This window comes from Alteromonas confluentis, assembly GCF_001757105.1.
In the GTDB taxonomy this organism is placed as follows: domain Bacteria; phylum Pseudomonadota; class Gammaproteobacteria; order Enterobacterales; family Alteromonadaceae; genus Alteromonas; species Alteromonas confluentis.
Map to the genome: position 1 here is coordinate 15,726 of NZ_MDHN01000006.1, position 13,103 is coordinate 28,828.

Consider the following 13,103-nt stretch of genomic DNA (forward strand, 5'->3'; position numbering starts at 1 on the left):
TACATTTAAGAAAGATTGCGGTTAGAGCCTTATTAACGGCAAGAGACTATATTTCTCGTCGGTCCATTCAACAGCGAGATCCGAGTTTGAACGGGTACTATTGGCTTGGAAAGGAAAATGCTCAGCAGTAAAGTCATGATCATTCGTGAGTACAACCCAGTCAGAACCAAAATTGCTTTGTAATTGCGCTGTGCTTCTCCATTGAAATATAGCCTTATCAAAGTAAGTCGCATGGCTTAGCAACACGGGCATAAGATCAATGTGATTGTTGGATATATGAATAATTAATAGTCCATCTTCCTCTAGTCGTTGCCAATAAATATTAAAAGCCTCTCTGGTAAGGAGATGAGCAGGAATGGCATCACTGGAAAACGCGTCAACGATGATTGCGTTAAACTTCTGTTTTGATGAATTCAGTTGTCTGGCAATCGCAATTCTCCCATCGTCAACATTCACCGTTACAGAGCCTTGTGCATTTTTGAGATAAGAAAAATATTTGTTGGCCATTTCGTAAACGGCTGGATTTAATTCAAAGAAAGTAATGCTGTCGTTCGGGCGAATGTAACTCGCCAGTACGCCAGCGCCCAAGCCAATAACGCCAAGATTAATTGATTCCCTTTGCTGTAAATAATTTACAGCGACAGCAACGCCGCTGGTTTGCTGGTAATAGGAGCTTTCACTCGCGCTTCTTAATTTTAGAGGTTCGGAGCCATGAACTGTGGTGCCATCTACGAGTCTCCGCTCTGCTATATTGCCTGCCGTTACATCTTTAACCGTCACGTATCCATAAAAATTACGTACAGTGGCAACATCATACTGGTCAAAACGGTTTTCAATATACAGGTAGCAAACAAGGAGCGTTGTCAGAACACATATGCCACCAAAGTTCGTAATCATTCTGGTTTTCTGACTAGCCGCTCTCGGGGCGTTACAGATATAGACAATTACCACCAAAAATAACCCCAGAACGTATTCGGTGATTCGCTCGAAGATCAATGGGGCAATGATTGACGAGAACAAGCTGCCTAATGCGCCGCCCATTGCAGTAGCCACGTAAAATGTTGTCATACTATCACTGGCTGGTGCGCGGGAACGAAGTTCTCCATGGCAAATAATGCAGCAAACCAATAATATCAAACTGTAAATGATAAGCTGAGAAAGGGTATTAAACTGGCTGCCCAAAAAGTACATTATCAGACCAAAGAAAATGGCAGCGAACAACAACGGCAACATCTTAGTGCGTTTGTACGTTTTTTTGGAAGAAAAACAGAACGTGTAACTGGCTAGATAGATTAACAAAGGTAGCAACCACACCAGTGGCATTGGTGGAATATTGATACTCATTAACTGGGTAGTAGCAATGAGCATGATGGAGCTGGTGGCAGACAGCGTAATCCATAACAGTACCTGCTTGCGGTGCACGCTATTAGGCTGTGGAGTTTTATTGTTTACTGGTTTTGATGGCTTAACGGTATACAGGCTTGCCATAAGAACCAGTTTTAGTATCACTGTAATCACATATAATTCGAACCAATAATGCTTCTGTTCAGACGTTGGCAAATAAGCCTCAAAGAAGAAAGGGTAGCTTACTAACGAAATCAGAGAGGCTAGATTGGAGAACGAATACCAGTGGTAAGGCACCTCAGTATGGCTAGTACGACAGTACCATTGCTGCAGTAGCACACTGGTAGCTGCCAGCAGGAAAAATGCGAGGCCAATTTCGGTGGTGAGTTTTCCAATTACGGCTAATGCCGGATAGTCATTATTGCTGTACTGGACAGACTCACCGTTAAGCGTGATTAAGGTGGAAAGAAGAAGCAAGAAAGCATGGATGATAAACTGTGAGTGGAGTTTAAGTTTACTCAGGCCGTGTGCGTAAAGATATCCAAGAAGTAACATGCCTTGGTAGAACAGCATACTCGCAGACCATACTGAAGAACTGCCGCCGAATTCAGGCAATAGGCCCTTCGATATAATGGGTTGGATCTGAAACAGAAGGAACGCACTGCACAAAATAGGTAGTATAAAAAGAAGTCGTTTCACGGTTAGCAACGTTATTGTAATTATGTTGCGTGAAGCCTCTCCGGTATGCCATTTAGCAGCAATGTAGTCAGGCTTATTTTTTCCTTAAGAAAAGCTTAGTGTTTGTTTTTAATGTATTTATGAGATGTAGATGGACAAGTTTCAAATAGGGAAGTTTGATGTTGATGTGAAGCGTTGTCGGATTTCATCGGCAGATCACGTTGCTGTCGTTGAACCCAAAGTGATGGAAGTGCTTCAATATCTGTATCGCAATGCTGGCGAGGTAGTGAGTCATGAACAGCTGTTTAATGCGGTTTGGCCCGGCTCGATATTCAACACCAGTTCAGTGCAGCGTTGCATTGCGTTACTACGCAAAGCGCTCAATGAAGATTCCAGAAATGCCGCGATTGTTGTGACCCATCCTAAGCGAGGATATTCGCTGGAGCTTCCCCAACAATTACCCAAAAAACGCAGAAATTATCATTACGCCTATTCATTGGCATTCATCGGTCTGTTGGCTCTCGGTGTCGGTTTGTGGCTCGCAATTGCACCTGCACAAGTAAAAATGGATTACGCCAGATTATTGCCATTGAGTTCTAGCGGTGCCAGCGAGTCATTCCATGCTCTTTCTCCTGACGGGCAATTTCTAGCCTTTGTTCGCGAAGGTGAAGTTGAAAGGAAAAATGAGACACAAGGAAATATTTGGCTTAAAGAATTAAATACGGGTAAAGAGCAAAAGCTAACAAACTATGATTCCCACTATTCCAGCTTGGGCTGGAAGCCCGACGGTTCAGCGCTGGCCTTTATGGAAAAAACTGGGGGCTTATCAACCATGTCCTATTTTGCCTTCGACACGTCAACACACAAGGTGATTAGCAAAAACGAGATTGTAAGCTTTCCGTTATTTTACGTAAGCAGCGATAAACTTGAGTGGCATAGCGAAAACCGCATTTATTTTGTCGAAATGGATAAGCGTAACAACGATACATGGCTATCGTACATTGATGTATCCAGCGAAAATAAACAACAGTTGCTGAAAGCGACAGGGCAGGATTGGCTAAAAACGCTGGCCCTCTCCCCTGATGAACAAAGTATCTTGCTGGGTTATGAAATGGGGCAAAATCGTTACCGCATCGATGTACTCGATACCGAAAAACTTCAAGCTGATGTACTTATTAAAATAGAAGACAGCCTTTATGGGCTTAGCTGGCATCCCTCCGGAAAGTCAGCACTTATCAGCAACCGCACAAAGCTTCAGATCGTTGATATGGAGGGTGAATTGTCGGAAGTCGCGTTTAACAATTACAAATTTATTCAGAATGCGCAGTTCGATCCGACAGGACAGGAAATTGTCATGGAGTTGCGTAACGTAGATGTCGATATCTTGCGAAAAACAAAACTCGCTCCGGATACTTTTGAAACCTTGGTTGACACATCTTCACTGGATTTCCTACCGGTATTCTCACCGGATGACAGCCGCTTCGTGTTTGAATCTCACCGCGCAGGGCTTAAACAGTTATTTGTTTATGAACAGGGAATGCAGCGAGTGATTTTCTCCAATCCTGACAACGAAGAACTCTTCGGAGTAGTGTGGACGCCCGATGGTGAACGGGTTGTTGCAGCCAGTAGTGAAAAGCTGTTTTATGTTGATGTAGCAACTGGTAATTACACTGAAATAGCTCACGGCCACGCACCATTCGGATTACGCGAGCATTTTAAATATGAAAACGCGGTATTGGTAACATACAGAGCGGATGATGGAATAACATTCTACGTAGCAAAGTTGGATCTGGACAGTTTAAAACTCACAACCTACGAAACCGAAGGTGAGCGGCTGGTGTGTTATTCAGCTGCACTGGGGCCGCAGGATCAAGTGTATTTTGCCAACAATAAACAAGTGTTTCGTATCAGCCCTCAGGGACAAACTGAGAGCGTTTGGACAGCAATAGAACGAACAATCAGTGGTATTCACATTGTAAACAATGCGCTTTCAATGAAACTGGATAGCGAAGACGGATTTATCCTTTCCTCTGTTGATATGAATAGCGGAGCGAGAGAAATTATTCATCAGGGAGTGGAAACCGGCGACATGCTGATAAATACGTCGAATGATGAGCAGCAGTTTTTGTATTTGAGTAAACCCGTTAGAACCAGTGAGTTGGTAAAATTGCAATAGCAGACGGGGAGAGTTCCTTCCTCCCCTTAATCATTTCACTCGTAATCCGATGCGTAAGTATCTTCATAGGAATGGGAGTAAAACTCGAACAAGTTGCCGAATGGATCTTCAAGATACACCATTTGTGCTTGCTTAAGCTCATCATCAGGATGATAGCGGTGAATATCCATACGCACTTTGCCGCCATAGGCTTCAACCCGCTGAATCGCCATATCGAACTGTTCCTTAGGTAATTGTACGCAGAAGTGGAAGATACCAAGGCGTGAGAAATCTACCTGGTGGCGTTCTTCGCGGTCTACCATTTCAAACAACTCGACGCCGATCCCGTCGGAGGTGACCAGGTGAGCAATGTTGAAACCCTTAAAACCTTCGCCGAATACTGCGGTGCACATACGGCCAATGGCTGATTCCCGCTCTTCGACAACCTTGGTGTTGTTCATTACAATTCTAAGGCCTAACGCGTTGGTGTAGAACTCAACGGCCTTATCCATGTCGCCAACCATAATGCCCACGTGATTCATTTTCATAGTGTTCTCCTCAACTAAAACAACATGAGCAAGCGTAAGGAAACTACTTGATTACGTGAAATTATCATTAATAATTAAATTGATAATTTTCTGTTATGGTCTTTCTATGTTGAATCCGATTTGGTTACACACCTTTGTCACGCTGGTGGATACAGGGCATTTTACTCACACGGCAGAAAAGCTGTTTATGACACAGCCGGGTGTGAGTCAGCATATTAACAAGCTTGAGCAGGCATGCGGCCATGTGCTGATTAAGCGCGAAAATAAATCTTTTGATGTGACTGAGCAGGGCAAACTGGTTTATCGCTATGCCAAGGGGTTGGCCGCGCGGGAACACAGTCTGTTCGAGCAACTTGCTTATGATGATCCTCACGTGGGAGACATCACCATTGCCAGCTCTGGCTCAGTGGCGCTATTGCTTTATCCTCAGTTGGTTGATCTGCAAAGCCGGTACCGACAATTGTCTATTCGGTTTGTTGCCGCGCCAAACCATCAAATACTGCAAGATGTGCAGGATAATCGCGTAGACGTGGGGATTGTCACAGATATTAATAATTCACAATTATTTGATTCCCATAAACTGGGTGAGGAAGAGCTTTGTTTGGTGGTCCACAAAGAAACCGATTTAAACGTGGATAAAGCTGACTTACTGATGCAAGCCGGCCTGATATCTCACCCAGATGCGAGACATTATTTGTCACTTTATTTTAGTCAATGCCAGGTGCCATCGCTGTCGAAAATTAATATCAGCGATATACCGGTAGTCGGTGCGGTTAACCAAATTGGCCAGATCTTGCATCCCATCGCACAGGGCATCGGGTTTACTGTGCTTCCGAAAAGTGCAGTCTCAGCATTTCCGTTAAACGCACAGTTGCAGATTGTGCCGCCGGTACGGCCTGTAATCGAAGAGCTTTATCGAATTACCAAAAGAAACAGAGTGCTGCCAGCACGTTTTGATACCGTCAATCAGGTGATTGAAACGGTTTGGTGAATGTGGCGATTTCCCGTGCTGGCGCACCACTAAATCTCAGTTTTCTCTTTGAACTCGCACAAATCTTCAATTATGCAGGAGCCGCAACGGGGTTTGCGAGCGATACAGGTATAACGACCGTGCAGAATAAGCCAGTGGTGCACATCAACTTTAAATTCTTTGGGGACCACTTTAAGTAGCTTTTCTTCCACTCGGTCTACATTCTTGCCCATGGCGAATTTGGTGCGATTTGATACCCGGAAAATGTGGGTGTCGACAGCAATCGTGGGCCAGCCGAAAGCGGTATTGAGCACCACATTAGCGGTTTTTCTACCTACGCCGGGCAATGCCTCTAGTGCTTCGCGGCTTTCTGGCACTTCACCGTTATGCTTCTCAACGATAATTTTACTGAGCTTGTGTACGTTCTCTGCTTTCGCGTTGTACAGGCCGATGGTTTTAATGTATTCCTTTAGGCCATCTACACCTAAATCTGCAATGGCTTGTGGCGTATTGGCGACGGGGAATAGCTTAGCTGTGGCCTTATTCACACCCACGTCTGTAGCCTGTGCAGACAGGGTTACCGCAACCAGCAATTCAAATGGCGTAGTAAAATTGAGTTCGGTGGTCGGATGGGGATTCGCATCCCGCAGGCGGGTAAGTATTTCCCGTCTTTTTGTATTATTCATAGCGCAACATTAACTTTCAGCGGTTACCCTGATACGGGTAACGGTTTTCGTTTCAGGCTGTTGTCTCGCGGCCAGGCGAGCATCGATAACATTCTTCACGGCAATCAGTAATCCCATGCCAAGAAAGGCACCTGGCGGCAGTATAGCCAATAAAAATGGCTGCTCTGTATCAAACAATGTGATGGTCCAGTTAGTCGCAATACTGCCAAAAAGCCGGTCTGCGCCGGCAAGCAGCGTGCCTGAGCCCAACGCTTCTCGCATGCCGCCTAAAACCATAAGCACGGCTGTAAAACCGGCGCCCATCATCAGCCCATCTACCGCTGCAGGCAGAACCGCATTTTTCGACGCATAGGCTTCGGCGCGGCCGATGATGGCGCAGTTGGTTACGATGAGGGGAATAAAGATACCCAGAGTGAGGTATAGCTCGTAGGTGAAGGCATTCATTAATAACTGAACAATGGTCACAAACGCGGCAATCACCATGACAAATACCGGGATACGGATTTCGTTACGCACGATGTTGCGTACCAGGCTCACGGTAACATTTGAACCAATAAGCACCAGCATGGTAGCAAGACCAAGTCCCAGGCCATTAATGACGGTAGCGGTCACCGCCAATAAAGGGCATAAGCCCAGCAGTTGCACTAACGCTGGATTATTTTTCCACAGACCTTCAACGGTGAGCTCTTTTAATTCGCTCATTTTGCGTCTCCTGTCGGTACGGCACAATTAGATGGTGCCGAAAATAGCTTGTCTTGATTGGCTTTCACGTACAATAACGAGGCTTTCACAGCGCCGACAACGGCTCGAGGCGTAATGGTAGCACCGGTGAATTGATCGAATTCGCCACCGTCTTTTTTCACTTGCCACTTTCCGAGATTATCAGCCTCAAAATGTTCACCATTGAAGCTGGTGATCCAATTGCTCACCGCCAGTTCAATTTTGTCGCCTAGTCCAGGGGTTTCCTGATGTTCCACCGCACGCACACCCAATACAGTGAGTTCAGTATTTACCCCAATCACCAAATCGATGTCACCGCTATAACCGTCTGGTGCGGTGGCTTCAATAACAAGTGCCGAGGGAACGCCATCTAGTCGGCCACGATACACGCGGTGCTGACTATCGGCGCTACCTAGCATGGGATCTGACACGATTGTACAGTCGGCATACAGTTCATTATCATGGGTGGACTGCGGCACGACCTCATTAAGAATAGACAGCAAACGCTGTTGTCTCTGCTGTTCAATGCGCGTTTCAGTGCCGTAAAACGTGACACCGATGAGACCTGTCGTTACCAGCGCAAATGCGCCAAGCATTACCCCATTTTTAATTATGGTGTTCATTATTGCTTACCCCGCGAATAGCCATAAGTGCGCGGACGGGTGTAGTAATCGATAAGTGGTACTGCCATGTTCATGATGATCACGGCAAAAGCCACGGCATCCGGGTAACCTCCGAAAGTACGGATTATCACTATCCAGAAACCAATCATAGCGCCGAAAACCAGACGACCTTTTTGTGTGGTAGACGCTGATACCGGGTCGGTGGCGATAAAAAATGCACCGAATAACACGCTACCGTTGAGTAAATGAAATAACGGCGATGCGTAAATGTCTGGATTAATAAGGTGCATGAGCAGTGCACATATTATTACGCTTAGCACCATGCTACCGGGAATATGCCAACTGATCACTTTCAGCCGCAATAACAGCAAACCGCCTAGCGCGTATGCGAGACCAACCCAAGACCAACCCGCGGCGGCACTGTCTGCAACACTGCTATTAAACAACCCCGAATTCAGTAACTCAGAGTATGTTTGCGACTGCGTTAAACCCGTTTTAACGTAATCGAGAGGGGTGGCCGACGTGATGCCATCTATCGTTGTTTTTACCTGCGTAATATCCATTCCATCCACGGAGAAGCCGGTAAAAATTAAACTTAAGGTGTCAGCAAAATTCAGTTCTGTTGCCTGTAACGAGACCGGGGGAAGCCACTGTGTCATTGCCGCAGGGAAAGACACCAGTAACACAACGTATGCAATCATTGCCGGGTTAAAGAGGTTGTAACCCAGTCCACCATAAAGTTGCTTCACGATGGCAATGGCAAAGAAGGTGCCAATCACTGTCATCCACCAAGGTAAGGTGGGAGGAATACTCACTGCCAGTAAACAGGCTGTGAGTACAGCACTGTAATCGCTGAGGTTGCGTATAACGGATTTATTCCGCAAAGCGAGAATAGCGGCCTCGGTTGCAATTGCGGTAATAAGGGCAATAATAGCCTGAACCATTACACCCCAGCCAAAGAAGTACAGTTGACAGGCAACGCCTGGCAGCATGGCATAGAGCACCAGACGCATCACCTGTCCGGTATCCCGTTTGGTGCGCAGGTGAGGGGAGCTAGATAAGGTTAATTTCATTAGGCTTTATTCTCGTTTTCTTTCTGTGCCTTCTTGGCCTTTGCCTTGGCGACTGCGGCGGCGATACGCTTTTTCTTTGCCTCTGCGGCGCTGTCTTCAGCGCTTACATCAGGACTCTCTGGCGCAGGTGCCTGCTCACTTTCTTCTACCGGTTTCGTTGCTGGCGCTGAAGAGTCTGACTGAGGTGCGGATTGCTGTTCGGCCTCTCTCGCCGCTTTCTTCGCCTTGGCGCGTGCGACGGCGGCAGCCACGGCCGCTTTACGATCGTTCGCTGGTGCTGTTGCTGGCGCTGGTGAATCTGCGGGAGTCACAACTTGGTCAGAAGGGGTCTCTGCTGTTTCAGCATTCTGCGCAGCCTTTTTCGCTTTTGCCCTTGCAATAGCGGCGGCGACTGCAGCTTTCTTGTTACCGGCGGGCTTCTCAGTGGCCTGGGGCGCGTCCGCTGTTGTTGCTTCCGCGTTTTCTGCGGAAGCTTTTTCGCCGGTAGCTTGAGCAGCTTGTGCGGCCTTTCTCGCTTTTGCCCGAGCCAGTGCAGCGGCGACTTTATCTTTTGCCGGATCGGCTGTTGCATCGGCCGCTTTTCTCGCCGGCTTCTCAGCCGCGGCTAATCTGGCTTCTTTAGCTTTGCGATGCTTCTCTTCTCGCTCTGCTTTTTCTTGTTCAAGACGGGCTTTACGGGCTTCAAAACGCTCTTTGGCTTTTTCCGATTTTGCTTTTTCGTCGAGCTCGAGGCGAACATCGGCCTTTGCTTTACGGTAATAATGCACCAGAGGAATTTCACTGGGGCACACATAGGCGCAGGCACCACATTCAATACAGTCGAACAGATTGTATTCCTGAGCTTTGTCGTATTCGCGGGCCTTACTGTGCCAATATAATTGCTGGGGCAATAAGGTGGCAGGGCAGGCATCGGCACAAGCGCTACAGCGAATACATGCCCGTTCGTCTTCGCCTTGCGTCAGTTCATGGGTTTCAGGAACCAGCAGGCAATTGGTGATTTTAACCACTGGCACTGCTGCGTCATTCAGGGTAAAGCCCATCATTGGCCCGCCCATAATCACTTGCGGTGTTTTTTGTTTATCCGCTAAATACCCCGCCTGAGACAATAAATGATTCACTGGCGTACCAAGGCGGGTACGGTAGTTGCCGGGGCGTTTTACTGCTTTACCCGTTACCGTGACAATCCGTTCAATGAGTGGCTTGCCAAATGAAATGGCATCATTGATTGCATGACAAGTACCTACGTTGAACATGGTAACGCCAATATCCAGCGGCAGGCCTTTTCGCGGTACTTCACGGCCTGTCACCACTTGAATAAGTTGCTTCTCGCCGCCAGCCGGGTACTTCGTCTCGATGCTCACTACACGGACATGAGGGCGTGAAACCACCTGTTTTCGAATGGCGTCCAGTGCTTCTGGCTTGTTGTCTTCAATAGCAAAAACCACACATTTAGGTTTTAGCAAATAGCTGAGGATATCGATGCCAGTGAGGATACTCTCTGCATGTTCTCGCATTAGGCGATCATCAGAGGTGATGTAGGGTTCACACTCCGCACCGTTGATAATGAGGAATTCAACCTCGTTATTCGCTGATGCTTTGATATGAGTGGGGAAACCTGCACCGCCCATACCTGAAATTCCTGCGTCGCAAAGCTTTTCAATCAGGGCTGTTTTATCAAGCGCGGTGTAATCATCGCACGGGGAAAGTGGTGCCCAGATGTCCTGGCCATCGGCTTTCAGCACCACGCAAAGTTCGTTTAAACCACTTGGGTGCGCGGTAACATGCTGCGTAATGTCGGTAACAACACCGGAAGTCGGTGCGTGTACCGGTACGGAAAACGGCTGATTACTTTGCGTAAGGGGTTGGCCTTTCATGACCTTGTCGCCCACGCGCACAAGCAGGGCACCGTCTGTTCCAATATGCTGTCGTACGGGAATAACAAATTCATTTGCCAGCGGCAGATCGGCAATCTGTGTCTGATTCGACAGCGCTTTGTGGTCCTGAGGATGAACACCCCCTGGAAAAGTGGCAAGTTGGCCTTTATCCAGTCGTGAAACGACGTCTTCAAATTCCGGGAACATCACGCTTAAGACACCATCTTTATCGGAATATCGCCCTTAGGCGTTTTATCAAAATCCCATTTCCAGGATGCTGGTGTTACCTCCACAGGTAACATATCAATACAATCTACCGGACAGGGATCAACACATAAGTCACAGCCAGTACATTCCTGGGTTAATACGGTATGCATTTGCTTCGCTGCACCCACGATGGCATCAACGGGACAGGCTTGAATGCACTTTGTACAGCCAATGCATTCATCTTCGCGAATAAAGGCGACTTTTTTAACGTCTTCCTCGCCATGAGCGGCATCCAGTGGCTTCGCTTCTTTACCCGTTAAATCGGCAAGTTTCTTAATGGTTGATTCACCACCTGGTGGACATTTATTAATGTCATCACCATTGGCAATCGCTTCGGCATACGGGCGGCAGCCGGGATAACCACATTGGCCGCATTGCGTCTGCGGGAGTACTTCATCGATTTGTTCTACCAGTGGATCGGCTTCCACTTTAAACCGAATGCTTGCATAGCCAAGCAACAAGCCAAATGCAACGGCTAACACGCCTATGACGATAAGGGCGATAGATACTGTCATTATAATTTCACCAGACCAGTAAAGCCCATGAATGCCAACGACATTAATCCAGCGGTAACCATCGCAATTGATGCACCTTTGAATGCTACCGGAACATCGGCAGCGGCGAGGCGTTCACGCATGGCTGCGAATAAAATAAGAACCAGCGAAAAGCCAACGGATGCGCCGAAGCCATATATTAAGCTTTCCACAAAGTTATGTTGTTCGGTGAGGTTTAACAAAGCGACACCTAAAACGGCACAATTGGTAGTGATAAGCGGGAGAAAAATACCGAGCAGGCGATACAAGGTGGGGCTGGTTTTGTGCACCACCATTTCTGTGAACTGCACCACTACAGCAATTACCAGAATAAAGGCAAGGGTGCGAAGGTAGCCAATTCCTAATGGTGCCAGCAAGTAAGTTTCTACGAGGTAACTGGTTACGGATGCAAGCGTGAGAACAAAGGAGGTGGCCATCGCCATACCAATAGCGGTTTCCAGCTTGCCAGACACACCCATGAACGGGCAGAGACCCAGGAATTTAACCAGAACGAAATTGTTTACAAGTACTGTGCCCACTAAGAGCAACAAGAAATCTGTCATAGTAAAGTTGCGGACGCGAATCTATGGTTTGAAATAAAACACTCAGGCTACTGCCTGTCAGGTGGCGTATTATCGCTTTTTGTCGCGTGATTAACAACTTAATACAAAAGAATAATGGTAATCTTAAAATGAATAATTTGAGAGAATTTAAAGAGGGGAGGGAATTATAAATCGAACTAAGAGAGATTTGGCTCCCCCTCCCCGACTCGAACGGGGGACCTGCGGATTAACAGTCCGTCGCTCTAACCAACTGAGCTAAGGGGGAACCGAAATTGACATTGAAAAGTTGGCTCCCCCTCCCCGACTCGAACGGGGGACCTGCGGATTAACAGTCCGTCGCTCTAACCAACTGAGCTAAGGGGGACCTGCCTTTCAACGGGGCGGAATATTAATGACGTAATCGGTTACTGTCAACAAACGTTTTGAAGATTTTTTACTGTTCGCTCAAAAAATAACTTTTTTAATGCTTATCAGTCAAAAAAGCATCAAAGCGATTAAAAAACGCACTTGAAGAAACCCAGTTGAGGTAGGTTGTTGAAAATAAAGTCAGAATTTTGACAAGGCGAAGTCTAAATATATTGGATTAAATGCTTATAACTATTTTTTAGTCATAAGTATGAAATGAATATGAAAAAGACTTTGACTACTGTATTAAAGTACAGTTATTAATAGAACTGTAACGTTGTTCAGCCAATTCTAAGGTTAGTCTTCACTTACATAAAATGATGCGGGATCGGCACAAATACCCGAGAATACTGGCCTTTAGCCAGTTATCCACTAAATCTGTGGATAACTATGTTGATAGGTGGGCTTTTAGTTTAATTATTCAGCGATCGTTGTGCTTAATTAAGCCTGGTGTCTTACGCTGATATCTTAGTATTTTATTTGTTATCAATGGTTTATTGAAAAAGATCTAGGTGCGTAGACTATTTGATCTGATTTGTACAGACATTGACAAACTTGTGTGTTAATTCGCTAGTCGCGCTTAATAAGCCATCAGTATTTTGACACCTGAGCATAAACTTAACGCTAATTTAACATTTTGTGCGATCCAACCGTTTGCGGTTTA

11 protein-coding genes and 2 tRNA genes are annotated in these 13,103 nt (G+C 46.5%); 2 read left to right on the forward strand and 11 right to left on the reverse strand.

Going from position 1 to position 13,103, the window contains the following annotated elements; translation table 11 throughout:
- Positions 1–21: 21 nt before the first annotated feature.
- Complete coding sequence (locus tag BFC18_RS02640) at positions 22–1,959, reverse strand: fused MFS/spermidine synthase (RefSeq protein WP_245680323.1); 1,938 nt, start codon at positions 1,957–1,959, stop codon at positions 22–24.
- Between the two features lie 214 nt (positions 1,960–2,173).
- Here BFC18_RS02640 and BFC18_RS02645 point away from each other — a divergent pair, with 214 nt between their 5' ends.
- Complete coding sequence (locus BFC18_RS02645; RefSeq protein ID WP_070123649.1) at positions 2,174–4,198, forward strand: winged helix-turn-helix domain-containing protein; 2,025 nt, start codon at positions 2,174–2,176, stop codon at positions 4,196–4,198.
- A 35-nt stretch (positions 4,199–4,233) separates the two neighbouring features.
- Here BFC18_RS02645 and BFC18_RS02650 read toward each other — a convergent pair whose 3' ends face one another.
- On the reverse strand, positions 4,234–4,725 hold the full coding sequence (locus tag BFC18_RS02650) for a VOC family protein (protein ID WP_070123650.1): 492 nt from the start codon (positions 4,723–4,725) through the stop codon (positions 4,234–4,236).
- A 106-nt stretch (positions 4,726–4,831) separates the two neighbouring features.
- Between BFC18_RS02650 and BFC18_RS02655 the strand changes: the two genes are divergently transcribed.
- A complete protein-coding gene (locus BFC18_RS02655; protein ID WP_070123651.1) occupies positions 4,832–5,716 on the forward strand; it encodes a LysR family transcriptional regulator in 885 nt (294 codons plus the stop codon).
- A gap of 29 nt (positions 5,717–5,745) precedes the next feature.
- Here BFC18_RS02655 and nth read toward each other — a convergent pair whose 3' ends face one another.
- From nth to BFC18_RS02700, 9 genes are all read right to left on the reverse strand, one after another.
- Positions 5,746–6,381, reverse strand: coding sequence for an endonuclease III (gene nth / locus BFC18_RS02660; protein ID WP_070123652.1), 636 nt, complete (start codon positions 6,379–6,381; stop codon positions 5,746–5,748).
- 9 nt (positions 6,382–6,390) lie between these two features.
- Entirely contained in the window at positions 6,391–7,083 is a 693-nt protein-coding gene (locus BFC18_RS02665; protein ID WP_070123653.1) for an electron transport complex subunit E, read from the reverse strand.
- Positions 7,080–7,724, reverse strand: coding sequence for an electron transport complex subunit RsxG (gene rsxG / locus BFC18_RS02670; protein ID WP_083272882.1), 645 nt, complete (start codon positions 7,722–7,724; stop codon positions 7,080–7,082). Before rsxG ends, BFC18_RS02665 begins: the two co-directional genes overlap by 4 nt.
- Complete coding sequence (gene rsxD / locus BFC18_RS02675; RefSeq protein ID WP_070123655.1) at positions 7,724–8,797, reverse strand: electron transport complex subunit RsxD; 1,074 nt, start codon at positions 8,795–8,797, stop codon at positions 7,724–7,726. The genes rsxG and rsxD overlap by 1 nt, the downstream gene beginning before the upstream one ends.
- Positions 8,797–10,878 (reverse strand): electron transport complex subunit RsxC, encoded by a 2,082-nt coding sequence (gene rsxC, locus BFC18_RS02680; protein ID WP_070123656.1) that lies wholly within the window; start codon positions 10,876–10,878, stop codon positions 8,797–8,799. The genes rsxD and rsxC overlap by 1 nt, the downstream gene beginning before the upstream one ends.
- 5 nt (positions 10,879–10,883) lie before the next feature.
- The gene (gene rsxB / locus BFC18_RS02685; protein ID WP_070123657.1) at positions 10,884–11,453 is read right to left on the reverse strand and encodes an electron transport complex subunit RsxB; all 570 of its coding nucleotides are present in this window, start codon (positions 11,451–11,453) and stop codon (positions 10,884–10,886) included.
- A complete protein-coding gene (rsxA, locus tag BFC18_RS02690) occupies positions 11,453–12,034 on the reverse strand; it encodes an electron transport complex subunit RsxA (protein WP_070123658.1) in 582 nt (193 codons plus the stop codon). The genes rsxB and rsxA overlap by 1 nt, the downstream gene beginning before the upstream one ends.
- Positions 12,035–12,222: 188 nt before the next feature.
- Positions 12,223–12,299: transfer RNA gene (locus BFC18_RS02695), tRNA-Asn, on the reverse strand.
- A gap of 22 nt (positions 12,300–12,321) precedes the next feature.
- Positions 12,322–12,398, reverse strand: a tRNA-Asn gene (locus BFC18_RS02700).
- Between the last annotated feature and the right edge of the window lie 705 nt (positions 12,399–13,103).